The organism is Enterococcus sp. CWB-B31 (assembly GCF_020567645.1).
In the GTDB taxonomy this organism is placed as follows: domain Bacteria; phylum Bacillota; class Bacilli; order Lactobacillales; family Enterococcaceae; genus Enterococcus_L.
Genome location: NZ_JAJDJW010000005.1, coordinates 156,445 through 180,970, shown reverse-complemented (window position 1 = coordinate 180,970; position 24,526 = coordinate 156,445). Strand labels below are relative to the sequence as shown.

Annotated in this window: 32 protein-coding genes; 27 read left to right on the top strand and 5 right to left on the bottom strand. The window is 40.0% G+C overall.

The window, feature by feature from the left end; all coding sequences use genetic code 11:
- The first annotated feature begins 310 nt into the window (after positions 1–310).
- The 4 genes from LI954_RS07335 to LI954_RS07320 all read left to right on the top strand — a co-directional run bounded on the left by LI954_RS07335 (position 311) and on the right by LI954_RS07320 (position 4,515).
- On the top strand, positions 311–1,123 hold the full coding sequence (locus tag LI954_RS07335; RefSeq protein WP_202068209.1) for an ABC transporter ATP-binding protein: 813 nt from the start codon (positions 311–313) through the stop codon (positions 1,121–1,123).
- Positions 1,107–2,117: a FecCD family ABC transporter permease gene (locus tag LI954_RS07330; protein ID WP_229441621.1), complete on the top strand. Its 1,011-nt coding sequence runs from the start codon at positions 1,107–1,109 to the stop codon at positions 2,115–2,117. The genes LI954_RS07335 and LI954_RS07330 overlap by 17 nt, the downstream gene beginning before the upstream one ends.
- Positions 2,114–3,112 carry a FecCD family ABC transporter permease gene (locus LI954_RS07325; protein WP_229444072.1) on the top strand — a complete coding sequence of 333 codons (999 nt, stop codon included), beginning with the start codon at positions 2,114–2,116 and terminating at the stop codon, positions 3,110–3,112. The genes LI954_RS07330 and LI954_RS07325 overlap by 4 nt, the downstream gene beginning before the upstream one ends.
- Positions 3,113–3,324: 212 nt before the next feature.
- Positions 3,325–4,515: an iron-containing alcohol dehydrogenase gene (locus LI954_RS07320; RefSeq protein WP_229444071.1), complete on the top strand. Its 1,191-nt coding sequence runs from the start codon at positions 3,325–3,327 to the stop codon at positions 4,513–4,515.
- 338 nt (positions 4,516–4,853) lie between these two features.
- Here LI954_RS07320 and LI954_RS07315 read toward each other — a convergent pair whose 3' ends face one another.
- Positions 4,854–5,573, bottom strand: a complete 720-nt coding sequence (locus LI954_RS07315; RefSeq protein ID WP_229444070.1) for a GntR family transcriptional regulator — start codon at positions 5,571–5,573, stop codon at positions 4,854–4,856.
- A gap of 301 nt (positions 5,574–5,874) precedes the next feature.
- Positions 5,875–7,143 carry a PTS cellobiose transporter subunit IIC gene (celB, locus tag LI954_RS07310; protein WP_229444069.1) on the bottom strand — a complete coding sequence of 423 codons (1,269 nt, stop codon included), beginning with the start codon at positions 7,141–7,143 and terminating at the stop codon, positions 5,875–5,877.
- A gap of 169 nt (positions 7,144–7,312) precedes the next feature.
- Between celB and LI954_RS07305 the strand changes: the two genes are divergently transcribed.
- The 3 genes from LI954_RS07305 (at position 7,313) to LI954_RS07295 (ending at position 9,281) form a co-directional block, all read left to right on the top strand.
- Positions 7,313–8,710, top strand: coding sequence for a glycoside hydrolase family 1 protein (locus LI954_RS07305; RefSeq protein WP_202068201.1), 1,398 nt, complete (start codon positions 7,313–7,315; stop codon positions 8,708–8,710).
- A gap of 246 nt (positions 8,711–8,956) precedes the next feature.
- Positions 8,957–9,100, top strand: coding sequence for a hypothetical protein (locus LI954_RS07300; protein ID WP_229444068.1), 144 nt, complete (start codon positions 8,957–8,959; stop codon positions 9,098–9,100).
- Positions 9,075–9,281 carry a hypothetical protein gene (locus LI954_RS07295; protein ID WP_229444067.1) on the top strand — a complete coding sequence of 69 codons (207 nt, stop codon included), beginning with the start codon at positions 9,075–9,077 and terminating at the stop codon, positions 9,279–9,281. Before LI954_RS07300 ends, LI954_RS07295 begins: the two co-directional genes overlap by 26 nt.
- 195 nt (positions 9,282–9,476) lie before the next feature.
- On the opposite strand, the gene gpmA is transcribed toward LI954_RS07295, so the two are convergent.
- The 3 genes from gpmA to rpiA form a co-directional block, all read right to left on the bottom strand.
- Positions 9,477–10,163: a 2,3-diphosphoglycerate-dependent phosphoglycerate mutase gene (gene gpmA / locus LI954_RS07290; RefSeq protein ID WP_202068194.1), complete on the bottom strand. Its 687-nt coding sequence runs from the start codon at positions 10,161–10,163 to the stop codon at positions 9,477–9,479.
- A gap of 242 nt (positions 10,164–10,405) precedes the next feature.
- Positions 10,406–10,990 (bottom strand): recombinase family protein, encoded by a 585-nt coding sequence (locus LI954_RS07285; protein WP_202068193.1) that lies wholly within the window; start codon positions 10,988–10,990, stop codon positions 10,406–10,408.
- Between the two features lie 70 nt (positions 10,991–11,060).
- Positions 11,061–11,741 carry a ribose-5-phosphate isomerase RpiA gene (gene rpiA / locus LI954_RS07280; RefSeq protein ID WP_202068192.1) on the bottom strand — a complete coding sequence of 227 codons (681 nt, stop codon included), beginning with the start codon at positions 11,739–11,741 and terminating at the stop codon, positions 11,061–11,063.
- A 329-nt stretch (positions 11,742–12,070) separates the two neighbouring features.
- On the opposite strand from rpiA, the gene rpsL reads away from it, so the two are divergent.
- From rpsL to rpsH, 20 genes are all read left to right on the top strand, one after another.
- Positions 12,071–12,490 carry a 30S ribosomal protein S12 gene (gene rpsL / locus LI954_RS07275; protein WP_202068191.1) on the top strand — a complete coding sequence of 140 codons (420 nt, stop codon included), beginning with the start codon at positions 12,071–12,073 and terminating at the stop codon, positions 12,488–12,490.
- Positions 12,491–12,546: 56 nt separating this feature from the next.
- Positions 12,547–13,017 (top strand): 30S ribosomal protein S7, encoded by a 471-nt coding sequence (rpsG, locus tag LI954_RS07270; protein WP_069662405.1) that lies wholly within the window; start codon positions 12,547–12,549, stop codon positions 13,015–13,017.
- Positions 13,018–13,099: 82 nt separating this feature from the next.
- A complete protein-coding gene (fusA, locus tag LI954_RS07265) occupies positions 13,100–15,190 on the top strand; it encodes an elongation factor G (protein ID WP_229444066.1) in 2,091 nt (696 codons plus the stop codon).
- Between the two features lie 141 nt (positions 15,191–15,331).
- On the top strand, positions 15,332–16,519 hold the full coding sequence (gene tuf / locus LI954_RS07260; RefSeq protein ID WP_229444065.1) for an elongation factor Tu: 1,188 nt from the start codon (positions 15,332–15,334) through the stop codon (positions 16,517–16,519).
- A 632-nt stretch (positions 16,520–17,151) separates the two neighbouring features.
- On the top strand, positions 17,152–17,460 hold the full coding sequence (rpsJ, locus tag LI954_RS07255) for a 30S ribosomal protein S10 (RefSeq protein WP_010734471.1): 309 nt from the start codon (positions 17,152–17,154) through the stop codon (positions 17,458–17,460).
- Positions 17,461–17,490: 30 nt separating this feature from the next.
- On the top strand, positions 17,491–18,120 hold the full coding sequence (rplC, locus tag LI954_RS07250) for a 50S ribosomal protein L3 (RefSeq protein ID WP_202069133.1): 630 nt from the start codon (positions 17,491–17,493) through the stop codon (positions 18,118–18,120).
- Between the two features lie 25 nt (positions 18,121–18,145).
- Positions 18,146–18,769 (top strand): 50S ribosomal protein L4, encoded by a 624-nt coding sequence (gene rplD, locus LI954_RS07245; RefSeq protein WP_202069135.1) that lies wholly within the window; start codon positions 18,146–18,148, stop codon positions 18,767–18,769.
- A complete protein-coding gene (gene rplW / locus LI954_RS07240) occupies positions 18,769–19,059 on the top strand; it encodes a 50S ribosomal protein L23 (RefSeq protein ID WP_202069136.1) in 291 nt (96 codons plus the stop codon). The genes rplD and rplW overlap by 1 nt, the downstream gene beginning before the upstream one ends.
- Positions 19,060–19,110: 51 nt before the next feature.
- A complete protein-coding gene (rplB, locus tag LI954_RS07235) occupies positions 19,111–19,941 on the top strand; it encodes a 50S ribosomal protein L2 (RefSeq protein ID WP_202069137.1) in 831 nt (276 codons plus the stop codon).
- A 42-nt stretch (positions 19,942–19,983) separates the two neighbouring features.
- A complete protein-coding gene (rpsS, locus tag LI954_RS07230; protein ID WP_202069138.1) occupies positions 19,984–20,262 on the top strand; it encodes a 30S ribosomal protein S19 in 279 nt (92 codons plus the stop codon).
- Between the two features lie 23 nt (positions 20,263–20,285).
- Positions 20,286–20,633 (top strand): 50S ribosomal protein L22, encoded by a 348-nt coding sequence (gene rplV / locus LI954_RS07225; RefSeq protein ID WP_202069145.1) that lies wholly within the window; start codon positions 20,286–20,288, stop codon positions 20,631–20,633.
- Positions 20,634–20,961: 328 nt separating this feature from the next.
- Entirely contained in the window at positions 20,962–21,618 is a 657-nt protein-coding gene (gene rpsC, locus LI954_RS07220; RefSeq protein WP_202069146.1) for a 30S ribosomal protein S3, read from the top strand.
- 2 nt (positions 21,619–21,620) lie between these two features.
- Complete coding sequence (gene rplP / locus LI954_RS07215) at positions 21,621–22,055, top strand: 50S ribosomal protein L16 (RefSeq protein ID WP_202069147.1); 435 nt, start codon at positions 21,621–21,623, stop codon at positions 22,053–22,055.
- Positions 22,045–22,233, top strand: a complete 189-nt coding sequence (gene rpmC, locus LI954_RS07210; RefSeq protein ID WP_202069148.1) for a 50S ribosomal protein L29 — start codon at positions 22,045–22,047, stop codon at positions 22,231–22,233. The genes rplP and rpmC overlap by 11 nt, the downstream gene beginning before the upstream one ends.
- Positions 22,234–22,256: 23 nt before the next feature.
- Positions 22,257–22,523, top strand: a complete 267-nt coding sequence (gene rpsQ, locus LI954_RS07205) for a 30S ribosomal protein S17 (protein WP_202069149.1) — start codon at positions 22,257–22,259, stop codon at positions 22,521–22,523.
- Between the two features lie 58 nt (positions 22,524–22,581).
- The gene (rplN, locus tag LI954_RS07200) at positions 22,582–22,950 is read left to right on the top strand and encodes a 50S ribosomal protein L14 (RefSeq protein WP_086349668.1); all 369 of its coding nucleotides are present in this window, start codon (positions 22,582–22,584) and stop codon (positions 22,948–22,950) included.
- Positions 22,951–22,984: 34 nt separating this feature from the next.
- Positions 22,985–23,296, top strand: a complete 312-nt coding sequence (gene rplX / locus LI954_RS07195) for a 50S ribosomal protein L24 (protein WP_202069150.1) — start codon at positions 22,985–22,987, stop codon at positions 23,294–23,296.
- A 26-nt stretch (positions 23,297–23,322) separates the two neighbouring features.
- A complete protein-coding gene (gene rplE / locus LI954_RS07190; RefSeq protein ID WP_202069151.1) occupies positions 23,323–23,862 on the top strand; it encodes a 50S ribosomal protein L5 in 540 nt (179 codons plus the stop codon).
- A gap of 18 nt (positions 23,863–23,880) precedes the next feature.
- Positions 23,881–24,066 (top strand): type Z 30S ribosomal protein S14, encoded by a 186-nt coding sequence (locus LI954_RS07185; protein ID WP_002356214.1) that lies wholly within the window; start codon positions 23,881–23,883, stop codon positions 24,064–24,066.
- Between the two features lie 35 nt (positions 24,067–24,101).
- Positions 24,102–24,500, top strand: coding sequence for a 30S ribosomal protein S8 (gene rpsH, locus LI954_RS07180; protein WP_202069152.1), 399 nt, complete (start codon positions 24,102–24,104; stop codon positions 24,498–24,500).
- Positions 24,501–24,526 lie beyond the last annotated feature (26 nt).

Here is a 24,526-nt window from a genome sequence, read left to right as displayed (position 1 = left end):
ATGCGGATGAGAATAGGTCCTATTTTTCCAACCATTGTTTATAGAAAAATGAATATGCCAAAATGAGCTGGCTTTTTTATTTGGTAAATTTAGACCTTCACTAAAATTCTTAAAAAAACCATTTCCCCAATAGTTTTCAGATATGGTCTGGATGTAAAAAAGAAAAGTTTGAAAGTATTTTCTTTCAAACTTTTCTAAAGATGATTGCTTTTTACAGCGTATTTTTTTATAATGAAGTGCAATCTGTTGAGAATCATTCTCAATTTAGCAGATATTTGACAAGTACAGGCTTCATAAAAGAAGGGGAACTATGGATATTCTAACAGCGGCTGATTTGACAAGCGGTTATGGCAGGGAAATAATCAGCATGAATTTAAATACCTCTTTTGAAAGAGGATCAATGACCAGTATTATCGGACCAAACGGATGTGGGAAATCTACATTGCTGAAAACGCTGGCAAGGATATTACCTGAATTAAGCGGGCAGATTCTTTTAGACAGTAAAAATTTGAATCAGTATACATCCAAAGAAATAGCTCAGAAACTAGCCATTCTCTCTCAAACTCCAGAAAACTCGATTGATCTTTCTGTTTTTGATTTAGTTTCTTTCGGTCGCCATCCTTACCAGAAAGGCTGGAAAAGCATTACTGTAGAAGATCAGAAATATATCCAGTGGGCATTGGAGATGACCGGGCTGACAGAACTGGCACGTGAATCTGTGGCCATTTTATCAGGAGGACAGCGACAAAGGGTGTGGATTGCTATGGCACTGGTACAGGATACGGAGGTTCTACTATTGGATGAACCGACAACCTATCTTGATCCTGCACATCAGTTGGAAATTCTGAATGTTTTAAAAATGATTAATCAGGAACAGAAAAAAACAATTATTATGACAATTCATGACATTAATCTGGCTTCCAGGTTCTCGGATCAGGTAATTGCAATGAGAGAAGGACAGATATTTAAAAAAGGGACACCAGTGGAGGTCATCACTGAAGAAACGCTGAGACAGGTGTTCTCGATTGATGCAGAGATTGTCTGTCACGGCAAAACGAAGCGCCCGCTAGTGCTTTCTTATGAAATGGCGGATAAGGAGAATGCATATGAATGTGAAGGCTAAGCTGCAACAGCAGCAGGGGCTGGCGTTTCTGCTCCTAATACTTCTTCTGCTAATCATGATGATTATCTCCATAAGTAATGGAGCGGTTAACGTTCCTTTTAAAATTATGAAAGAAAGTTTTTTACAATTTGATCAGGAGAACCAGCTGCATCAGGTGATTTATTCGATTCGCCTGCCCAGAGTACTTGGCGCTGCTTTAGTTGGAACAAGTCTGGCGGTGACTGGGGCATTGGCTCAGGGGATTACGCAAAATCCGTTGGCAGATTCCGGGCTTTTGGGTATTAATGCAGGAGCTGCTCTGGGAATTGCGGTATCGTTCGCTTTTCTGCCCAGTGCAGGGTATTGGCAAATTTTACTGGTGTCCTTTTTGGGTGCTGGTGTCAGTGTCTATCTGATATACAAGATATCCAGTCGTTCCCGGCAAGGTGCAACACCTATCCGGCTGACGTTGGCTGGTGCCGGTATCAGCGCCTTATTTATTTCAATCAGCCAGTTTATCGCTCTTTGGTTTAATCTCAGTCAGGATATTACCTTCTGGTCCTTAGGAGGTGTCAGTGTGATTTCGTGGAAGCAGCTGCAGTTTGCTGCGCCAATCTTTCTTCTGGCAATAGCGGCTTCACTTTTCTACAGCTCTTCTGTCACAGTCTTGCGTTTTGGTGATGACACTGCGGTCAGTCTAGGGAAAAATCCTCAGCATATTCGTTTAACGGTTAGTGTGCTGATTCTTATTTTATCTGGTCTGTCGGTTGCCATTGCTGGGTCAGTGAGCTTTGTCGGTTTGATTGTTCCACATATGATGCGTTTTTTTGCAGGAGAGAATTATCGGAAGCTGATCCCCTTTTCTGCTGTCGGCGGGGCTTTGCTGGTTGTTTCAGCTGATTTTACAGCCCGAATGATTAATCCCCCTTTTGAAACACCGTTTGGGGTTGTTGTTGCATTAATTGGGATTCCTTTCTTTATTTATCTGTTTAGAAAAGGAGGAAACCTGGGATGAGTAAAAAGAAGATAATGGTTATGTATATCCTGTTTCTTATGTTGACTCTAGCAGCAGTGCTTTTCAGTCTGATGCACGGACAGATATCAGTTTCCTTTGAGGAACTGTGTCAGGTTTTTCTTGGTGGCGGAAGCCGAGCACAACGTTTGTTAATCCTGGATTTTCGACTCCCCAGAATTTTACTTGCTGTACTTGCTGGTGGGGCGTTAGGCTTAAGTGGAACTATTTTGCAAAGTGTGACACAGAATCCTTTGGCAGATACTGGGATTATGGGGATTAATGCAGGAGCTGGTTTTACTGTGCTCTTGTTTATAAGCTTTATAGAAACTAGCGGCTTGACTGTATTTTTGCTGCCTGCTGTTGCATTGATTGGTGCTTTGGCTGCGGCTGGAGGCATCGTCTGGATTGCCTATGATCGCAGAAAAGGAATCACACCGGTAAGAATGGTTTTGACTGGGGTAGTTTTAAGTACTGGGATTTCGGCACTGACTATTTTGCTGATGACAAAACTGGATTCTGAAAATTACCGCTTTGTTACGATGTGGCAGGCGGGAAGTATTTGGGGCAGCAGTTGGACATTTGTGTGGGCGTTAATTCCCTGGCTGTTCATTTCTTTTTTGCTGACCATGCATAAACATCGGATTTATGATATTTTTCAATTGGGAGATGAAGCATCAGCCTCAGTTGGTGTGAGTGTGGGGAAAGAACGATTGCTCTCATTAATATTGGCAGTTGCGGTGGCTGCATCAGCTATTTCAGTTACTGGAGGTATTAATTTTCTGGGATTGATTGCCCCTCATATTGTCAGAGGGCTGGGATTTAAAAAGCATAGAGAACTGCTGCCGGCTTCCTTATTAGTTGGCGGGTTGCTGTTGGTGGTTAGTGACACGATTGGCCGTTTACTGCTGGAAAGTGGTGAAATTCCGGCAGGTGTGATTGTTGCCATTGTCGGAGCTCCTTATTTCCTATATTTGCTGCTGAAAAGTGAAAAATGATGATTGCTGTCAGAGAGAAACCTTTTAATAGGCTATGAGTGCTTGCTAGATTCTGGCTTGTGCGACTTTTCGGATCGGAACAGAAGCAGTGTGATTTGCAGCAGAAAGCGGTGCCGTTAGAATTTTGAATGACAAATCGTTGACTGGCGAAAGAGCTTGAAAAAGTATATGATTATCTTGAGTCAAACAATACTTTTAGAGCAGGTGAAAGAATGGATAATTTTCGTTTTTATGTACCAACTGATGTACGTTTTGGGAAAGATCGTTTAAAGGATGAATTGACAGATGCATTGAACGTTTTTGGAAAAACTGTCCTGTTGTCTTATGGTGGGGGAAGTATTAAGAAGAACGGTCTGTATAACCAGGTTCTTAAATTGCTGGAGAAGAATCAAAACAATGTAGTGGAGCTAAACGGAATTGAGCCTAATCCCCGGATTGAAACAGTGGATCGCGGGATTGCTTTGTGTCGTGAGCATAAAGTGGATGTGATTTTGGCTGTTGGCGGCGGTTCTACCATTGATTGTGCCAAAGTTGTTGCTGCCGGCTATTATTATGAAAAATCAGCGTGGGAGCTTGTTTTGGAAAGGCGAACATTTAACGGACCCGCATTGCCTCTTGTAACTATTCTGACGTTGGCAGCAACAGGCAGTGAGATGAACAGCGGAGCAGTTATCAGTAACCTTGCTGCAAACCAAAAGCTGGGTGTGGGCGCGCCTTCCATGATACCAAAGGTTTCTTTCCTTGATCCTCAGAATACATTTACGGTTCCTGCGTATCAAACCGCAGCTGGTTCGGCAGATATATTAAGTCATTTATTTGAAAACTATTTTAAGAAAACGATTGGAGCGGATGTTCAGGATTTTGTTTCTGAAGGATTGATGAAAACTGTGATTAAGAACTGCCCGATTGCTTTGAAGACACCGGACAATTATGATGCCCGTGCCAATCTGATGTGGGCCAGCAGTCTTGCGTTGAATGGTCTGATAGGAAATGGAAAAGACGGTGCATGGTCTTGCCACCCGATGGAACATGAGTTGAGTGCATTTTATGATATTACGCATGGTGTAGGACTGGCTATTTTAACACCACGCTGGATGTCGCATGTATTGTCGGAAGAAACAGCAGCTAAATTCCAGCAATTTGCTAAAAATGTGTGGAATATTGAAGAAGCGGATGCAATGACTGCTGCTAAAAAAGGAATACAGGCAACTTATGATTTCTTTAAATCCTGCGGTATTCCAATGACTCTTCCAGAAGTGGGGATTAATGAAGAAAAATTGACCGAAATGGCTGAGCAGGCAGTAAAACACAGTACAATCGAAACAGCTGCGTATGTCCCGCTATCTGTTTATGATGTTATTTCCATTTATCAGGCATGTATGTCGGAATCTGCATTTATCTAGGACCTGTTTGGAAAAGTGATTTTGCAATATTTTTTTAGATAAGCCCTAATAAAAAATAAGCGAGGTTGTGACAAGCTTCTCTATGCGACGAGTAATTGCAAGAGCACATCTTTTCTCCTCGAAGCATGGAGGGGCTTTGCTTCTACGCTTCTTTGAATGCTCATCGCATGTTTTAAGGTTATGCAAGAACGTGCTCCTACGCTTTTACGAATGCTTGAATCATACAAAGACTGGAACAGCGTTTATTCGATTTTAAGGGTTCTAGATATACTAATATCACAGCTACGCTTATTTTTATTATAGAAAGTTTTCTTGTATTTAACCGGTTCAGCAAACAATTATGTTCCCTGAACGTCCAGTACTGAATAGCTGCGCTGATCAAATCGGCTGCGGCTTTTTGAGTATTCTATCGGACGTCCATTTTTCAAGTAAATAATTTGCTCCACTTCAAGTATGGGATCATCTACACTGCAATTAAGGTATTCCTGATCATAGTGGTTGCTTTTGTCCGCCTGAATGGAACGAAAAGCACCGGCAAATTGAATACCCAAACTTTTTTTCAGGTAATCATAAATGGAATTTAACAGAACATCATTGGTTAAGCCGGGAACCAGATCAACAGGCATAAAGGTATGTTCCAGTACATATGGTTTTTTCTCCAGAATTCTTAATCGAATGATCTTGTAGACGGGCTGTTCCGGTAGAAGCATTAAACGTTCCTGTACATTTTCGCTGGGAAATTCCACTTCAAACAGGATGACCTGACTGGCAAGCTCCCGGTTGGCGGCATTCATCTGGACACTAAGCCCCTGATATTCATTGGCAGGAGAAGTATCTCTGTCCCAAAAAGAGTGATTTAACACTCGAGTACCGGCTCCGCGCTGCGCATAAACCAGTCCTTCCATTGTCAAAATATTCACAGCTTTTTTGATCGTCATTCTGCTGACTGAAAATTCCTTGACTAAATCAGTTTGATTTGGCAGCAGAGTGTCAGGAGGATATATTTTATTTTTTATGCGTTCCCGCAGTATATTCGCAATCTCTTCGTATTTTGGCATACAACTTTCACCTCAATCATGAGTATAACGAACTCTGTGACTTTCTACAACGATAATTTTTTTATACAGTATTTATAAGTGAAAACAGCGATGACGAAAAATTTGCTCACCTTTTCAGAAAATGAGGCTGTCATCGTTTTTTTGTTTACTCTCCGTAATTATTGCAAGAGCGATTTTTAAAAAGCATTAGGACCTTTTGATAGGCAAAAATTTCTTTTCTGCAATATACTTTATATTTTGAGGTAAAGGAAAAGGCCGGAATAGAAATCCAGCCTTTTCGATCATTTTAGAAAGTTGAATATCAGATATTGACATCTGCCTGTTTGTCCATAATTTTTAAGAATGGAAACCAGATGAGAGCGACTATGATGAAGTCAATCACCTGCAGCAGTCCGCCCAGCCAGGAGTTGGTAGCGAGAACACCGCTTGCAATAATTGGAACTGTCCATGGGACAGAGACTCCGGTTGGCGGAGGAACAATTCCAGCTGCCATAACAAGATAGTTTATGGTTGTTACAACGATTGGAGCCAGAACCCATGGAATAAGGATTGAGGCATTTAAAACGATCGGCAAACCGAAGATTACAGGTTCGTTTACGTTAAACAGCCCGGGTGCTAATGCTAAACGGCCAACATCCTTATATTGTTTTTTCTTAAGGAAGAAGGCCATAATCAGAACTACAGCCAAGGTCATACCGGAGCCGCCAAGACCTACAGTGAATGTTTCCATGAATGGTTTTGTAATAATATGCGGCAATTCTTTTCCTGCCTGGTAAGCTTCCAAATTATCAAGCATCAATGTATTCCAGATTGGGTCCATTACAGAATTTACAATGATTTGACCATGCAAACCGAAAAACCACAGGAATTGAACGAAAAACAGTGCAATCAGTGTTGCTGGAAGACTGCTTCCCAAACCAGTCAATGGTTGTTGAATTACTTCGTAAATTACGTCATGAAGGTTTGTGTTGAAGAATCCAGTTACTGCTGCATTGATGAACAAGAAAATAGTTAAGGTACAGACTGCTGGAATCAGTGCTGCAAAAGATTTTGTTACTGCTGGAGGAACGCCATCCGGCATTTTAATCTGCCAGCCTCGTTTTGTAATACGACAGTAGATTTCCGCTGCAAGAAAAGCAGCAATCATACCAATGAACATGCCTTTAGCACCGAGGCGGTCAAGACTTAACACACCGCTTATGGTTTCGCCGCTTTCAAGAGTTATGAAAAAGGGTGTCAGGATCAGGAAGCTGGCAAATGAAACAGCTCCGCCAAAAATGCCCTCTACATCATAAGATTTAGATAAATAATAGCCGATACCAAAAGTGACAAACACTGACATGATACTCATTGTAGCATTTTGACCATTTCCAAACAGATTCCCCAAATTTCCTTTTAAGTCATCACTGAAAAATGGCAGATTATTAATAACCACTACAATTGAACCAAACATTGTTAACGGAAATGACAGCATAAATGCATCTCTTAAAACAGTTAGATAGCGATTTTGTCCTAGCCAGTTAGCTAAAGGCATAATTTTTTCGCTAAGCTTATCCATAAAACTATTCATAAATATCCCCCTAAATATTTTTTTGTAACCGATCACAACGACAAATATACCATCTTTTAATTTAAATGTCTATCCTTTAAAATGAATGTATATACTTTTGTTTGCAAAGATTGATTTTTGTGGTGAAGTAGATTATTATGGGAATGGATATAAGAAGGGATGGATAAACATGACAACATACAAATTTCCTGAAAATTTCTGGTGGGGATCAGCAGCAAGCGGACCACAGACAGAAGGCCGTGCAGCAGGTGACGGTAAAGGAGAAAGTCTATGGGATGAATGGTACAAACTGGCTCCGGAAAAGTTTTTTAATGAGGTAGGACCAGAGAAAACATCTCAGGTTTATACAAAATATAAAGAGGATATCCAGTTGATGAAGGAAACCGGACATACAACATTTCGGACGTCTATTCAGTGGAGTCGTCTAATTCCAAACGGCACGGGAGAAGTGAATCCCAAGGCTGTTGCTTTCTATAATGACTACATTAATGAAATGATTGAAGCAGGCATCGAACCTTTCATGAATTTATATCACTTTGATATGCCCTGGACGCTGCAAGAACAGGGTGGCTGGCTAAATAGAAAAACTGTGGATGCCTATGTGGAATTTGCGAAAACATGTTTTGAATTATTCGGTGATCGTGTAAAAAAATGGTTTACGCATAATGAGCCGATTGTACCGGTTGAAGCAGGCTATCTGTATCAGTTCCATTATCCAGAAGAAATCAACCTGAAGCATGCGATTCAAGTGGCTTATCATGAAGCATTATCCAGTGCATTGGCTGTGAAGGTGTACCATGAAATGGAGCTGGACGGACAGATCGGGATTATTCTGAATCTGACACCAAGCTATCCGCGTGATGAATCCAACCCTGAAGATGTGAAAGCAGCGGCGATTGCAGATGCATTCTTTAACCGTTCATTCCTTGATCCGGCAGTGAAAGGTGAGTTTCCGTCAGAATTGATAGAGATTGTTAAAGAGCTGGATATGGTTCCTGAAATGCAGGAAGATGATTTAGTCGTTATCAAAGAGAATACAATTGATATTCTGGGAATCAATTATTATCAGCCTCGTCGTATTAAAGCAAAAGAATCAGCAGTGGATCATACACATGGACCAATGCCGGATGACTACTTTGATGTATATGACATGCCTGGTAAAAAGATGAACCCTTATCGTGGATGGGAAATCTATGAAAAAGGGATTTATGATATCTTGACGAATGTAAGAGAAAATTATGGCAACATTCCCTGCTACATTTCTGAAAACGGAATGGGTGTTGAAGGGGAAGAAAAATATATCAATGAACTGGGTGTTATTGAAGATGACTACCGCATTGAATTTGTAAAAGATCATCTGCGTTATGTGCATCAGGCGCTTGAGGAAGGCAGCAACTGCCTAGGCTACCACATGTGGACATGCATGGACAACTGGTCATGGACAAATGCTTATAAAAATCGTTATGGCTTTATTGCAGTTGATCTGGCAGAAGACGGCAAACGCACAATTAAAAAGTCAGGTCGCTGGTTTAGAACAGTTTCTGATAGTAATGGGTTTGATGATTAATAAAATGAATAAACAGGTAAAAATGTAAGCAATTGAATTAATTTTTGCCAATGTACAGGGATTCCTTGGAAAATCAGGGGATTCCTGTTTTATTTTCTCTATGATTTTCATATAGGAGGTACAAATTTTTGAGGGAAATCAGTTATGGGTGTATTCTTTATGTCAGAATCAGTTAGTTGTTTCTGTCTTTTGTGGAACTGCTGATGTTGAATAACAGCGATTTGTTTTAATTAGGAGGAACAAAGAATGGCAGACTACGAACAAAAAGAAGTTAAACTATTGGAAAAAATTGGCAAGGAAATGTCTAAGCTGGCTGAGCCGCTGGCCAAGATTGAAGATACTGCCAGCAAAATCAAGTGCTTTTATGAACAGGAAAAAGCACTTATATGAAGTAAAATCGATTAGTCGCAAAGAAAATAAAATCGAAAGAGATGAAGAAAAGGCGGCTGAACAAGAGAATGATAGTATTGACAAGCAGCTCAATTACGAGGGTTCTTTGGTAAAAGGTAATATTCAAGAAATTGAGCAACTAGATGTAATTTTAGACGGCATTCACGATGATGACAATTAGGTCAAATGCTACATGGAACAGAAGAAAATAATTTATGAAGTAAAGAAGATACTGAAAAACTGGTTGAATAACATAATGAGGAAAGGGAGTGACATCATAATGATGTGTGCCCCTCTTTTTTAGTTAAACGACTACCGGAGTCTAACTAAAAAAGAACCGCTCGAAAGTTCCGAGCGGGTTCTTAAAAAGATATTCTTATAAATAATATTTCTTCGCAACTGTTAAATCATCGTTTAATTCATAAACAAGAGGTTGTCCAGTTGGAATTTCAAGATCCATGATATCTTCATCAGAGATGCCTTCGATATGTTTTGCCAATGCACGTAAAGAGTTTCCATGTGCTGCAACTAAAACAGTTTTATTGTCCAATAGAGCAGGAGCAATTTCGTCTTGCCAGAAAGGTAAGGCACGTTCTAATGTAACCTTCAGATTTTCTCCGCCTGGGACATCACGCTTGTCAAGCATTGCATAACGACGGTCATTTGCAGCTGATTCCGGATCAGTTACTTCCAATAATGGAGGCAGAGTATCATAAGAACGACGCCAAATGTGTACTTGCTCATCGCCATATTTTTCAGCTGTTTCTTTTTTGTTTAATCCTTGAAGTTTACCATAATGACGTTCGTTTAAGCGCCATGATTTGATTTGAGGAACCCACAATTGATCTGAGTTTTCTAAAATCAGGTTACATGTTTTGATTGCACGAGTTAATACTGAAGTATATGCTACATCAAATTCAATTCCTGCTTCTTTAATTTTGCGTCCGCCTTCTATGGCTTCTTCGATCCCTTCAGGTGCTAAATCCACATCAACCCATCCGGTAAATTGATTCAATGCATTCCATTCACTTAATCCGTGACGAGAAAAAACTAATTTTGGCATGATAAGTCTCCTTTATATATGGTTTCTGAAAATTTCATTACTTGTTTATTGTACAATGTTTTTCATTGAATTTCCAATATAAATTAGCAAACAGCCAAGAATCTGGCGCAACAGGAAAAGCCGCAGCAATCGTAACAGAGCAGATAAGGGGAAGTGATAAGCTTGAATACAGGATAAAAAAGCAGGAAATAAAAAATGCTGAGACAGTTTTATCTCAGAAAACCAATCTCAGCTTAACTCTCTCAATTATTCATTTGTTGAATATCCGCTTCTGTTAAATTTATATATTTATAGCAGGTTCCAATCGAAACCTGGCATTTTGAAGCAATAACCTGAACATTTTCATGGTTGTCATAATACATCTGCCGTATTTTATGAACAACCTTCATATCGATTTTAGGGCGCCCTCCGATTTTGCCTCTTTTACGGGCATTTGTCAGTCCGATCAGCGTTCGTTCTTTAATCAGCTCGCACTCCATTTTTGCCAGTCCCTGCATTAACTTAAAATAAATAGGACCTTCCGGACCACGGGTATCTATTTTTTCTTCAAGACTGACTAAATGGATATGGTTCTTCTTGAAAAAATGGGCGAATTCAGTCAGTTGTCTGGTAGATTTCCCCAGATGGTTAAGTCGGCAGATTACTAATGTATCATCTTCTTTCAAATCATCAACAATTGAATCAAGAAGTGAGCAATTGACATTGTTTTCAGCAGGCTTAAATGTATCCTGATAAATTTTGTCACATCCATAGGTTGAAAGCAAAGAGAGCTGTGTATCCAGATCGCATTCATTTATAGTCGTTCGTGCATAACCGATAAAATTCATAGAATATCCTTTCCTATATAGTTTGATAGTTTTGAGCTTAAATATAATTGGGACAGGGAGAGAAAGAAATCTAGCGTGAGTGAGCTTGAATCGTCTGCGGGCCTTCATTACTTCCAACAATCACAGTTGAGACAATGTTTAAAAACAAGCCATGCTCCACGACGCCTACCAGCTGATCAAGATAAGAGCCCAGTGCAATTGGGTCTGGAATCACATTCATTTGCAGATCGATAATATAGTGTCCGCCATCGGTTATTAAAGGAGTGCCGTCTTGCAATGTTCGGATGGACGGGTTGAAACCTTTTGTTTCAAAAAGGTACAATAACTGCTGACTGCCGTAAGGAATGACTTCGACTGGAAGAGGGAATGCCCCAAGCTTGTCCACCAGTTTTGACTCGTCAACAATCCAAATGTTTTTTCTGGAATAAGTAGCAACAATCTTTTCAAAAAGCAGAGCTGCGCCGCCGCCTTTAATTCCATGAAAATTGGAACTGATTTCATCCGCACCATCAATTGTTATGTCTACATGGGAAACATCATCAATACTTTTTAACGTAATTCCTAGCTCAAGTGCCTGTCTTTCAGTTGCTTTAGACGTTGTTACACCAACAATATTAAGATTTTCTTCGTTCACGCGCCGTCCAATTTCATCAACCATGTACTTTGCGGTTGAACCGGTTCCCAAACCAACAATCATTCCATCTTTGACATATTTAGCTGCTTCAATTCCCACCATTTGTTTTTGATTCATTTCAGTGCAAGCTCCTTTCGCTTTATCAAAAATATTGTACCGTTTCTTGAATAGAAAAGATAGAAAGGATTAAAAAAAGTGGGAAAAAAATGAAGAAAAATCTAAGAATAATATTTGATGAAAAAAACACTTCAAAAGCTTGACAGATAGGGTGTATCGTGCTATCCTAGCAAAGGTGCTTTATGTACAGGTCTCTCGTTGAGACGTGCTGACTGTCTATCAAAGCATATTTGATAAAGGATGCATAGATGCATTATTTTTTATCGCAAAAAAAGAACCACCTGGATGTGTGGAACTAGAAGCGAATTGAGGAAGGAGGAAAACAAGGAATGCCTACAATTAATCAATTAGTACGTAAACCTCGTAAATCAAAGGTAGAGAAATCTAACTCACCTGCATTGAACAAAGGATATAATAGTTTCAAGAAATCTCAAACAAACGTGAACTCTCCGCAAAAACGTGGGGTATGTACACGTGTGGGGACTATGACACCTAAAAAACCGAACTCAGCTTTACGTAAATATGCCCGTGTTCGTTTGTCAAACTTGATCGAAGTAACAGCATATATCCCAGGGATTGGTCATAATTTACAAGAACATAGTGTAGTATTGCTGCGCGGTGGACGTGTAAAAGACTTGCCAGGGGTACGTTACCATATCGTTCGTGGTGCGCTTGATACTGCCGGCGTTAACGATCGTAAACAAAGCCGTTCTAAATATGGTACTAAACGACCAAAAGCTGCTAATTAATTTGCTGACAACTAACATATTATATAGAAGAAATATTTCGGAAGGAGGAGTTACGAATGCCTCGTAAAGGTCCTGTTGCAAAACGTGATGTTTTACCAGATCCTATTTATAACTCAAAATTAGTTACTCGCTTAATCAACCGTGTAATGGTTGACGGAAAACGCGGGATTGCTGCTAATATTATCTATAATTCATTTGATATTATTAAAGAATCTACAGGTAACGATCCATTGGAAGTTTTTGAACAAGCCATGAAGAACGTTATGCCTGTTCTTGAAGTAAAAGCCCGCCGTGTTGGGGGTTCTAACTATCAAGTACCAGTTGAAGTTCGTCCAGAACGTCGTACGACTTTAGGTCTTCGTTGGGTTGTTAACTACGCACGTCTGCGTGGCGAACACACAATGGAACAACGCTTAGCAAAAGAAATAATGGATGCTGCCAACAATACTGGCGCTTCAGTTAAGAAACGTGAAGATACACATAAAATGGCTGACGCTAACCGTGCATTTGCACATTATCGTTGGTAAGATCCCTCTCTGTGTGCAGCTTCAGACTGCATCAGATAAGTTTTTACAGTTCATTTAAATAAAGAGAGGAGAAATAAGCTGAATGGCAAGAGAATTTTCGTTAGAAAACACTCGTAATATCGGTATCATGGCTCACGTTGATGCGGGTAAAACAACAACAACAGAGCGTATCTTATATTATACTGGTAAAATCCATAAAATTGGTGAAACCCACGAAGGGGCTTCACAAATGGACTGGATGGAGCAAGAACAAGAACGTGGTATTACGATTACTTCTGCTGCAACAACTGCGCAGTGGAAAGGGTATCGTGTTAATATCATTGATACACCAGGGCACGTGGATTTTACAATTGAAGTGCAGCGCTCTCTTCGTGTATTGGATGGTGCGGTTACCGTTCTTGATTCGCAGTCAGGTGTTGAGCCTCAAACTGAAACAGTTTGGCGTCAAGCGACTGAATACAAAGTTCCTCGTGTTGTTTTTTGTAACAAGATGGATAAAATTGGTGCAGACTTTCTATATTCAGTAAACTCATTACATGACCGTTTACAAGCGAATGCGCATCCGATTCAATTACCAATCGGTGCTGAAGAAGATTTTACTGGAATCATTGACTTAGTTAAGATGAAAGCTGAAATCTACACAAATGATCTGGGAACAGATATTCAGGAAACTGAAATCCCAGAAGATTACATGGATTTAGCAACTGAATGGCGTGAAAAATTGGTCGAAGCAGTTGCTGAAACTGATGAAGACTTAATGATGAAATATCTGGAAGGCGAAGAAATTACTGAAGAAGAATTAAAAGCGGGTATCCGTAAAGCAACAATCAATGTTGAATTCTTTCCTGTAATGGCTGGTTCAGCCTTCAAAAACAAAGGGGTTCAATTGATGTTGGATGCGGTACTTGACTATCTGCCGTCACCACTTGACATTGAAGCTATCAAAGGAATTGACTCGAAGACAGGTGAAGAAACAACTCGCCCTGCTGATGATGAAGCACCATTTGCATCATTAGCCTTCAAAGTTATGACTGACCCGTTTGTTGGTCGTTTAACTTTCTTCCGTGTATATTCTGGTGTTCTTGAAAGTGGTTCATATGTACTGAACGCTTCTAAGGATAAAAAAGAACGTATTGGACGTATTCTGCAAATGCACGCAAATACTCGTCAAGAAATTGACAAAGTATATTCAGGTGACATCGCAGCTGCGGTTGGTTTGAAAGATACAACAACAGGGGATACGTTATGTGCGCTGGATTCACCAGTTATCCTTGAATCAATTGAGTTCCCAGAACCAGTTATTCAAGTTGCGGTTGAACCTAAGTCAAAAGCAGACCAAGATAAAATGGGTGTAGCATTGCAAAAACTTGCAGAAGAAGATCCTTCATTCCGTGTTGAATCAAACGTTGAAACTGGTGAAACAGTTATCTCTGGTATGGGAGAACTTCACTTGGACGTATTGGTTGACCGTATGAGACGTGAATTCAAAGTTGAAGCGAATGTGGGTGCTCCTCAAGTATCTTATCGTGAAACATTCCGTGCACCAGTTACTCAAGCTGAAGGTAAATTTGTCCGTCAGTCCGGTGGTAAAGGTCAATACGGACATGTTTGGGTTGAATTTACACCAAACGAAGAAGGAAAAGGCTTTGAATTTGAAAATGCAATCGTCGGTGGTGTGGTTCCTCGTGAATACATTCCAGCTGTAGAAAAAGGATTGCGCGACTCAATGGACAATGGGGTACTTGCTGGTTATCCATTAGTTGATATTAAAGCAAAACTTTATGATGGTTCTTATCATGATGTCGATTCAAATGAAACTGCCTTCCGTGTAGCGGCGTCTATGGCTTTACGTGCTGCTTCGAAAAAGGCAAATCCTGTAATTTTAGAGCCGATGATGAAAGTAACAGTTACCGTTCCTGAAGATTACTTAGGTGATATTATGGGACACGTTACAAGTCGTCGTGGACGTGTTGAAGGAATGGAAGCGCATGGTAACTCACAAATCGTGAATGCGATCGTACCTTTGGCTGAAATGTTCGGCTATGCCACAACATTACGTTCTGCAACACAAGGACGCGGAACCTTTATGATGGTATTTGACCACTATGAAGATGTACCTAAGTCCATCCAAGAAGAAATTATCAAGAAAAATGGCGGTAATTCCGCTGAATAGTTAAAGGCTGCTTTGAGAAGCTAACTTAGGACTAGGCTTTTTTTGAGATTTCGGGTAAAATAATTAAAGATGATCAGACGGTCGTTGAACCGCCTATCAGATAAATAAAAAATCAATTGATTTTAGGAGGAACATTTTAAAATGGCTAAAGAAAAATTTGACCGTTCTAAACCCCATGTAAACATTGGTACTATTGGACACGTTGACCATGGTAAAACTACTTTAACAGCTGCAATTGCTACAGTATTAGCTAAACATGGTGGCGGAGAAGCTGCCAGCTATGCTGAAATTGATAATGCTCCAGAAGAAAAAGAACGTGGAATCACAATCAATACTTCACATATCGAGTATGAAACTGATGCACGTCACTATGCGCACGTTGACTGCCCAGGACACGCGGACTACGTTAAAAACATGATCACTGGTGCTGCACAAATGGATGGAGCTATCTTGGTAGTATCTGCTGCTGATGGCCCTATGCCTCAAACTCGTGAGCACATCCTGTTATCACGTAACGTTGGTGTACCATACATCGTTGTTTTCTTAAACAAAATGGATATGGTTGACGACGAAGAATTGCTTGAATTAGTTGAAATGGAAGTTCGTGATCTATTATCAGAATACGACTTCCCAGGAGATGACACTCCAGTCATCGCTGGTTCTGCTTTGAAAGCATTAGAAGGCGACGCTTCTTACGAAGAAAAAATCTTGGAATTGATGGCTGCGGTTGATGAGTACATCCCTACTCCAACTCGTGACACTGACAAACCATTCATGATGCCAGTTGAGGATGTATTCTCAATCACTGGTCGTGGTACTGTTGCTACAGGACGTGTGGAACGTGGACAAGTTCGTGTTGGTGATGAAATCGAAATCGTTGGTATTCAAGAAGAAACTTCTAAAACAACTGTTACAGGTGTTGAAATGTTCCGTAAATTGTTGGATTACGCTGAAGCAGGAGACAACATCGGTGCATTGTTACGTGGTGTAGCACGTGAAGATATCGAACGTGGACAAGTATTGGCTAAACCAGCTACAATCACTCCACATACAAAATTTAAAGCTGAAGTTTATGTTTTATCAAAAGAAGAAGGTGGACGTCATACACCATTCTTCACTAACTACCGCCCTCAGTTCTACTTCCGTACAACTGACGTAACTGGTGTAGTTGAATTGCCAGAAGGTACTGAAATGGTAATGCCTGGTGATAACGTAGCAATGGACGTTGAACTGATTCACCCAATCGCGATCGAAGACGGTACTCGTTTCTCTATTCGTGAAGGTGGACGTACTGTTGGTTCAGGCGTTGTTACTGAAATCGTTAAATAATTCAATTTAACATATAGCAATAGAACTGGTTTGGAAAAACTGGTGTACTCGGACGTAAACAGCTCTTCTGTCATCCTTTGGGATAATAGAAGAGCTGTTTTTATCTTGAGATATTGATTAGATGGTTGAGTTTCTTCTATTAAATAATCTGCCAACCCGAAAAACCTTCTTATTTTTTTAGTCATTTTATTTTCTCCCCAATACTATTTTTATATAATCGCTCAATTCGCTTGATCTCTGTAGCTAAGATTTTTTTACCTGTTTTGGTCACGATATAATTTTTTCTGCGATTTTCTGTATATTTCATTGCCTCTAGTGAAAATAAACAAGAAAAAATGAATTTGTAGAAATGAATGGTAGTAAGGGAAAAACGGAGGACTTTGAAAGAAAATTATTTCTTGAAAATAATTGTGAAAGTACTGAAAAAAGCCTTGCTATTCAAGCCTTTCTGTAATATAATCATAAAGGTGCTGTTTACAGAAGTGTGAATGCACTGGTAATTCTGAAAAAGAATTTGCCGGCTGTGAAACGAGAGGTTGCGACACGCCCGGACGCTTTGCCATGGACGAGCGTGACGGAGATTTTCGTGGAGCCATGTCTACTTTTCAAAATAGGCGAAGGAGGGAAAAAAGATGGCAAAACAAAAAATTCGTATCCGTTTAAAAGCGTATGAACATCGTATTTTAGATCAATCAGCGGATAAAATTGTGGAGACTGCAAAGAGAACTGGAGCTGGTGTATCAGGCCCGATTCCATTGCCGACAGAGCGCTCATTATACACAGTTATCCGTGCGACACATAAATACAAAGATTCACGCGAACAATTCGAAATGCGTACTCACAAACGTCTGATTGACATTGTGAACCCAACACCAAAAACAGTTGATGCTTTGATGAAGCTTGACTTACCATCTGGTGTGAATATTGAAATCAAACTATAATAAAAAAATTAAGATGATGGAGGTGTACTCATGACCAAAGGAATCTTAGGGAAAAAAGTTGGAATGACGCAGATCTTTACTGAGTCAGGTGAATTGATCCCAGTAACAGTTGTAGAAGCTACTCCAAACGTAGTACTGCAAGTGAAAACTGTCGGAACAGACGGCTACGAAGCGATTCAAGTCGGGTACCAAGACAAACGTGAAGTATTAGCAAACAAACCAGCGAAAGGTCATGTTGCAAAAGCAAACACGGCTCCTAAGCGCTTCATTAAGGAATTCAAAGATGTTGAGCTGGGAGAATATAAAGTTGGAGAAGAAATCACTGTAGATGTTTTCCAAGCAGGTGACATCGTTGATGTTACGGGTACTACGAAAGGTAAAGGATTCCAAGGGGTTATCAAACGCCACGGACAAAGCCGCGGACCAATGTCTCACGGTTCCCGTTACCATCGTCGTCCTGGGTCAATGGGTCCAGTTGCACCTAACCGTGTATTTAAAAATAAAAAGCTTGCCGGCCGTATGGGTGGCAACCGCGTAACGATTCAAAACCTTGAAATCGTGAGAGTAGATGCAGATAAGAATGTTATCCTGATTAAAGGAAATATTCCTGGATCTAAAAAATCATTAATTACAATCAAATCAGCTGTGAAAGCTAAATAATTGTTAGGAAAGGAGGAACTATGGAATGCCGAATGTAGCATTATTTAAACAAGATGGAACTCAAAATGGTGAAGTGACATTAAACGAAGAAATCTTCGGAATTGAACCAAATGAAAGTGTTGTCTACGATGCAATCATCATGCAGCGCGCTTCATTAAGACAGGGAACACATGCAGTGAAAAACCGCAGTGCTGTTCGCGGCGGTGGTCGTAAACCATGGCGCCAAAAAGGAACAGGTCGTGCCCGTCAAGGTTCAATCCGTTCACCACAATGGCGTGGAGGTGGTATTGTTTTTGGACCTACACCACGTTCATACAGCTACAAACTTCCTAAAAAAGTTCGTCGCTTGGCAATGAAATCTGTACTGTCAGAAAAAGTTGCTGAAAATAATCTGGTAGCTGTTGAAGGTTTAAGCTTTGACGCACCTAAGACAAAAGAATTCAAACAAGTTCTTGGAAACCTGTCTATTGATACAAAAGTATTGGTGGTATTGGAACCTGAGAATGATTTTGCAGCATTATCAGCTCGCAACCTGCCAAACGTTTCTGTTGTCACTTCAGACAATATCAGCGTATTGGATATCGTTTCAAGCCAAAAAATGCTTGCAACACAAACTGCTCTTACTCAAATTGAGGAGGTGCTTGCATAATGAACTTACTAGACGTAATTAAACGCCCAGTGATCACTGAGAAATCAATGCTTGCTATGGACGACAAGAAATATACATTCGAAGTAGATGTACGCGCAAATAAAACTTTAGTGAAACAAGCTGTTGAAGCTGCGTTTGACGTAAAAGTGAAAAACGTAAACATCATCAACGTGCGTCCTAAATTCAAACGTATGGGTAAATATGCAGGATATACTAAAAAACGTCGTAAAGCTGTTGTGACGTTAACAGATAATTCAAAAGAAATCCAAATTTTCGACGCTGCTGAATAATCAGCAGCAATAGAGAGAATGATCAAAGTAAAGTAGGAGGGAAATAAAGACGTGGCGATTAAAAAATACAAACCTACCACAAATGGCCGTCGTAACATGACGAGTTCTGATTTCGCTGAAATCACAACTGCAACACCGGAAAAAACGTTATTAAAGCCATTAAAAAACCATGCCGGTCGTAACAACAATGGCCGCATTACAGTTCGTCATCAAGGTGGCGGTCACAAACGTCAATACCGTGTGATTGACTTTAAACGTAACAAAGACAATGTTGTTGCGCACGTTAAAACAATTGAGTATGATCCAAATCGTTCTGCTAATATTGCATTAGTTCATTACGAAGATGGAGTAAAAGCATATATTTTGGCACCAAAAGGACTGGAAGTTGGCATGACTGTCGTTTCTGGACCGGAATCTGATATCAAGATTGGTAACAGCCTGCCATTGGAAAATATTCCAGTTGGTACTGTTGTTCACAATATTGAAATGAAACCTGGCAAAGGCGGACAATTAATCCGTTCAGCTGGAACAAGTGCTCAAGTACTTGGTAAAGAAGGAAAATACGTGTTGATTCGTTTGAATTCAGGCGAAGTTCGTATGATTCTTGCAACATGCCGTGCAACTGTCGGATCTGTTGGTAATGAACAGCACGAACTGATCAACATTGGTAAAGCAGGTCGCTCTCGTTGGATGCGCAAACGCCCAACTGTACGTGGTAGCGTAATGAACCCTAACGATCACCCACACGGTGGTGGTGAAGGTAAAACACCTATCGGACGTAAGGCGCCAGTATCACCTTGGGGTCAACCAGCACTTGGCTACAAAACTCGTAACAAAAAAGCAAAATCAGACAAACTTATCGTTCGTCGTCGCACTAAATAATCTATTTGACCATGTGTCGCACATTTTGAGAGGAGGTTCACCATGGGTCGTAGTTTAAAGAAAGGGCCTTTCGCTGATGATCATTTATTGAAAAAAGTGGAAGCTCAACAAGGCGCTGAAAAGAAAAAAGTCATTAAAACTTGGTCTCGTCGTTCTACAATCTTCCCAAGTTTTGTAGGATTTACAATTGCTGTATATGATGGACGCAAACATGTTCCTGTATACATCCAAGAAGACATGGTAGGACATAAATTAGGTGAATTTGCACCAACTAGAACTTATCGCGGACATTCTGCCGATGATAAGAAAACTAGACGCTAATTTTTAGGGAGGGAAATATCAACATGGCAGAACAAATTACATCAGCTAAAGCAACTGCAAAAACAGTTCGCACTTCTCCTCGTAAAGCGCGTTTAGTAATCGATCTTATCAGAGGGAAAAGCGTTGCGGATGCAATTTCAGTTTTGAAATTCATGCCGAACAAATCTGCTGGAATCATTGAAAAAGTTTTAATGTCAGCAGTTGCTAACGCAGAAAACAATTTCGACTTAGATGTTGAAAACTTGGTTGTATCTGAAGCTTTTGTCAACGAAGGACCAACTATGAAACGGTTCCGTCCACGTGCCAAAGGTTCAGCATCACCAATCAACAAACGTACAAGTCATATTACAGTAGTAGTATCAGAGAAATAATCAGTATACGACTTGTTTGAAGGAACAAGCATATATGATGGTATTGAGGGGCAGTAACAGTGGTTGACAAGTCAGAAAACTTGCTTCTGCGAGTGTTAAAATTTTGAAAAACATTTTAACAATTCTCGAAGCAAATGCGTCTACTTGGAAAAGCATTGGATACCGGACCTCGAAAATAAACTTGTTTTATTAAAACAAGTGTCAACAATTAAGAGGAGGACCACTTAGCTCTTTGTGTTTTAACGCTTAGAGATAATGGATACCGGACCTCGAAAATAAACTTGTTTTTATTAAAACAAGTGTCAACAATTAAGAGGAGGGACAATCAGTGGGTCAAAAAGTACATCCAATAGGAATGCGTGTAGGCATCATCCGCGACTGGGATGCAAAATGGTATGCTGAAAAAGAGTATGCTGAATTCTTGCACGAAGATTTGAGAATCCGTAAATTTATCGCAACAAAACTTGCTGATGCCGCTGTGTCTACAATTGAGATTGAGCGCGCTGCAAACCGTGTGAACATTTCAATCCACACAGCTAAACCAGGCATGGTTATTGGTAAAGGCGGATCTGAAGTTGAAAACCTTAGAAAAGAATTGAACAAACTATCTGGTAAAAGAGTTCATATCAACATTATTGAAATCAAAAAACCAGATTTAGACGCTAAATTAGTCGGCGAAGGAATTGCACGTCAGTTAGAAAACCGTGTGGCATTCCGTCGTGCGCAAAAACAAGCAATCCAACGTACAATGCGTTCTGGTGCTAAAGGAATTAAAACCCAAGTATCAGGTCGTTTGAACGGTGCGGATATTGCTCGTTCAGAAGGATATTCAGAAGGAACTGTTCCTCTTCATACATTGCGTGCAGATATTGATTACGCATGGGAAGAAGCAGACACAACTTACGGAAAATTAGGAGTAAAAGTGTGGATCTATCGTGGAGAGATTCTTCCAACGAAAAAAAACACTGAGAAAGGAGGGAAATAAACATGTTAGTACCTAAACGTGTAAAACATCGTCGTGAGTTCAGAGGTAAAATGCGCGGTGAAGCAAAAGGCGGAAAAGAAGTCGTGTTTGGTGAATGGGGATTACAAGCAATTGAATCTCACTGGATTACAAACCGTCAAATCGAAGCTGCCCGTATCGCTATGACTCGTTATATGAAACGTGGCGGGAAAGTGTGGATCAAAATTTTCCCTCACAAATCTTATACAAGTAAAGCGATTGGTGTTCGTATGGGTAAAGGTAAAGGAGCTCCGGAAGGCTGGGTTTCTCCAGTAAAACGTGGGAAAATCATGTTTGAAATCGCCGGTGTACCTGAAGAAGTGGCCCGTGAAGCTCTTCGTCTTGCATCCCACAAATTACCAGTTAAAACTAAAATCGTAAAACGTGAGGAAATGGGTGGTGAATCGAATGAAGGTTAAAGATATCAGAGAATTAACCACTGCCGAAATGCTTGATAAAGAAAAACAGTTCAAAGAAGAATTGTTCAATCTTAGATTCCAATTAGCAACAGGACAATTAGAAAATACTGCACGTATTAAAGAAGTACGTCAATCGATTGCACGCATCAAAACAGTATTGCGTGAACAAGCTAACTAATAGTGGAAGGAGGCCAAACGCGTATGACTGAAGAAAGAAATCAGCGCAAAGTTTATCAGGGACGTGTTGTTTCAGACAAGATGGATAAAACAATCACTGTTGTCGTTGAAACAAAGAAAAACCATCCTGTTTATGGTAAACGTATCAAATATTCTAAGAAATACAAAGCTCATGATGAAAACAACACAGCCAAAGTTGGAGACATCGTAAGAATCATGGAAACTCGTCCATTATCAGCTACAAAACGTTTCCGCTTACTAGAGGTAGTCGAAGAAGCAGTTATTATCTAATAAAACGAGATTTTCCTATATAGATTGAAGTACAAAATCTGAAAGGAGGATACACATCGTGATCCAACAAGAAAGCCGATTAAGAGTTGCTGACAACTCAGGTGCACGTGAAATTCTAACGATCAAAGTCCTTGGTGGTTCTGGTCGTAAAACTGCTAATATTGGTGACGTAATTGTTGCTACGGTTAAACAAGCAACGCCAGGTGGTGTTGTCAAAAAAGGTGAAGTAGTTAAAGCCGTTATCGTTCGTACAAAATCAGGAGCTCGTCGCCCGGACGGTTCTTATATCAAATTTGACGAAAATGCTGCGGTAATTATCCGTGACGATAAAAGTCCGCGCGGTACACGTATCTTCGGACCTGTTGCACGTGAATTACGTGAAAACAACTTTATGAAGATCGTTTCTCTTGCACCAGAAGTATTATAATCGAAACACTTATCAAAGGAGGTGCGAAACAGTAATGTTTGTTAAAAAAGGCGATAAAGTAAAAGTTATCACTGGTAAAGATAAAAACAAAGAAGGCGTTGTATTAGCAGCGTTTCCTAAAAAAGACAAAGTTATCGTTGAAGGTGTCAACATCATGAAAAAACACCAAAAACCAAACCAGGCATCACCACAAGGTGGTATTCTGGAAGTAGAAGCACCGATCCACATTTCGAATGTAATGGTGATCGATCCTTCAAACGGAGAAGCTACTAAAATTGGTTATAAAGAAGTAGACGGTAAAAAAGTACGTGTTTCTAAAAAAACAGGTGAAGTTTTAGATAAATAGAAATTGAGGAAGGAGGGGCTTGTTGAATGAACCGCCTGAAAGAAAAATATATTAAAGAAGTAACACCATCATTGATGGAAAAATTCAATTACAGTTCAATCATGCAAACACCAAAAGTTGACAAGATTGTTATCAACATGGGTGTAGGTGACGCTGTTTCAAACGCAAAAAACCTTGATAAAGCTGTGGAAGAACTAGCTTTAATCTCTGGTCAAAAACCAATTATTACAAAAGCTAAGAAATCAATCGCTGGATTCCGTTTACGTGAAGGAATGCCGATCGGTGCGAAAGTAACACTGCGCGGAGAAAGAATGTATGAATTCTTGGATAAACTGGTATCAGTTTCTCTACCTCGTGTACGTGACTTCCACGGTATCAGTAAAAAAGCCTTTGACGGACGCGGTAATTACACTTTAGGTATTAAAGAACAATTAATCTTCCCGGAAGTTGATTACGATTTAGTAGATAAAGTACGCGGTATGGACATCGTTATTGTGACAACTGCAAACACTGATGAAGAATCTCGTGAGCTATTGGGACAATTGGGAATGCCATTCCAAAAATAATAAAAGGAGGCGAACTACGTGGCTAAAAAATCAATGATTGCTAAAAACAAACGCCCTGCTAAACATTCAACACAGGCTTATACTCGTTGCGAACGTTGCGGACGTCCACATTCAGTTTATCGTAAATTTCATCTTTGCCGTATTTGCTTCCGCGAACTTGCCTATAAAGGACAAATTCCCGGCGTGAAGAAAGCTAGCTGGTAAACAAGTAAACTTGCATAAAGGAGGTAACTAGTTCAATGGTCATGACAGATCCAATTGCAGATTTTCTAACTCGCATTCGTAATGCGAACATGGTTAAACATGAAAGTTTGGAAGTGCCTGCATCAAAAATCAAACGTGATATCGCTGAAATCCTGAAACGTGAAGGATTCATCCGCGATGTAGAATATATTGAAGATGACAAACAAGGCGTGATTCGTGTTTTCCTTAAATATGGAAAGAACGACGAGCGTGTTATCACTAACTTAAAACGTATCTCTAAACCAGGTTTACGTGCTTATGTAAAAGCAGACGAAGTACCAAAAGTACTGAATGGTTTAGGAATCGCAATCATCTCGACTTCTGAAGGTGTCGTAACAGACAAAGAAGCAAGATCAAAAAATATCGGCGGCGAAGTAATCGCCTACGTATGGTAATTTAAAAGAATACACAAGGAGGTGTC

Excerpts from the sequence above, each read along its gene's own strand:
- rplV (WP_202069145.1), top strand. The coding sequence starts at position 20,286 with ATGGCAGAACAAATTACATCAGCTAAAGCAACTGCAAAAACAGTTCGC.
- rpsG (WP_069662405.1), top strand. The coding sequence starts at position 12,547 with ATGCCTCGTAAAGGTCCTGTTGCAAAACGTGATGTTTTACCAGATCCT.
- rpiA (WP_202068192.1), bottom strand. The coding sequence starts at position 11,741 with ATGAATCAAAAACAAATGGTGGGAATTGAAGCAGCTAAATATGTCAAA.
- rplW (WP_202069136.1), top strand. The coding sequence starts at position 18,769 with ATGAACTTACTAGACGTAATTAAACGCCCAGTGATCACTGAGAAATCA.
- LI954_RS07285 (WP_202068193.1), bottom strand. The coding sequence starts at position 10,990 with ATGAATTTTATCGGTTATGCACGAACGACTATAAATGAATGCGATCTG.
- rpsJ (WP_010734471.1), top strand. The coding sequence starts at position 17,152 with ATGGCAAAACAAAAAATTCGTATCCGTTTAAAAGCGTATGAACATCGT.
- celB (WP_229444069.1), bottom strand. The coding sequence starts at position 7,143 with ATGAATAGTTTTATGGATAAGCTTAGCGAAAAAATTATGCCTTTAGCT.
- fusA (WP_229444066.1), top strand. The coding sequence starts at position 13,100 with ATGGCAAGAGAATTTTCGTTAGAAAACACTCGTAATATCGGTATCATG.
- LI954_RS07300 (WP_229444068.1), top strand. The coding sequence starts at position 8,957 with ATGGCAGACTACGAACAAAAAGAAGTTAAACTATTGGAAAAAATTGGC.
- LI954_RS07320 (WP_229444071.1), top strand. The coding sequence starts at position 3,325 with ATGGATAATTTTCGTTTTTATGTACCAACTGATGTACGTTTTGGGAAA.
- tuf (WP_229444065.1), top strand. The coding sequence starts at position 15,332 with ATGGCTAAAGAAAAATTTGACCGTTCTAAACCCCATGTAAACATTGGT.
- rplD (WP_202069135.1), top strand. The coding sequence starts at position 18,146 with ATGCCGAATGTAGCATTATTTAAACAAGATGGAACTCAAAATGGTGAA.
- rplE (WP_202069151.1), top strand. The coding sequence starts at position 23,323 with ATGAACCGCCTGAAAGAAAAATATATTAAAGAAGTAACACCATCATTG.
- rplP (WP_202069147.1), top strand. The coding sequence starts at position 21,621 with ATGTTAGTACCTAAACGTGTAAAACATCGTCGTGAGTTCAGAGGTAAA.
- LI954_RS07305 (WP_202068201.1), top strand. The coding sequence starts at position 7,313 with ATGACAACATACAAATTTCCTGAAAATTTCTGGTGGGGATCAGCAGCA.
- rplX (WP_202069150.1), top strand. The coding sequence starts at position 22,985 with ATGTTTGTTAAAAAAGGCGATAAAGTAAAAGTTATCACTGGTAAAGAT.
- LI954_RS07335 (WP_202068209.1), top strand. The coding sequence starts at position 311 with ATGGATATTCTAACAGCGGCTGATTTGACAAGCGGTTATGGCAGGGAA.
- rpsQ (WP_202069149.1), top strand. The coding sequence starts at position 22,257 with ATGACTGAAGAAAGAAATCAGCGCAAAGTTTATCAGGGACGTGTTGTT.
- rpsH (WP_202069152.1), top strand. The coding sequence starts at position 24,102 with ATGGTCATGACAGATCCAATTGCAGATTTTCTAACTCGCATTCGTAAT.
- rplC (WP_202069133.1), top strand. The coding sequence starts at position 17,491 with ATGACCAAAGGAATCTTAGGGAAAAAAGTTGGAATGACGCAGATCTTT.
- rpsL (WP_202068191.1), top strand. The coding sequence starts at position 12,071 with ATGCCTACAATTAATCAATTAGTACGTAAACCTCGTAAATCAAAGGTA.
- gpmA (WP_202068194.1), bottom strand. The coding sequence starts at position 10,163 with ATGCCAAAATTAGTTTTTTCTCGTCACGGATTAAGTGAATGGAATGCA.
- LI954_RS07325 (WP_229444072.1), top strand. The coding sequence starts at position 2,114 with ATGAGTAAAAAGAAGATAATGGTTATGTATATCCTGTTTCTTATGTTG.
- LI954_RS07295 (WP_229444067.1), top strand. The coding sequence starts at position 9,075 with ATGAACAGGAAAAAGCACTTATATGAAGTAAAATCGATTAGTCGCAAA.
- LI954_RS07330 (WP_229441621.1), top strand. The coding sequence starts at position 1,107 with ATGAATGTGAAGGCTAAGCTGCAACAGCAGCAGGGGCTGGCGTTTCTG.
- LI954_RS07315 (WP_229444070.1), bottom strand. The coding sequence starts at position 5,573 with ATGCCAAAATACGAAGAGATTGCGAATATACTGCGGGAACGCATAAAA.
- rpsS (WP_202069138.1), top strand. The coding sequence starts at position 19,984 with ATGGGTCGTAGTTTAAAGAAAGGGCCTTTCGCTGATGATCATTTATTG.
- rpmC (WP_202069148.1), top strand. The coding sequence starts at position 22,045 with ATGAAGGTTAAAGATATCAGAGAATTAACCACTGCCGAAATGCTTGAT.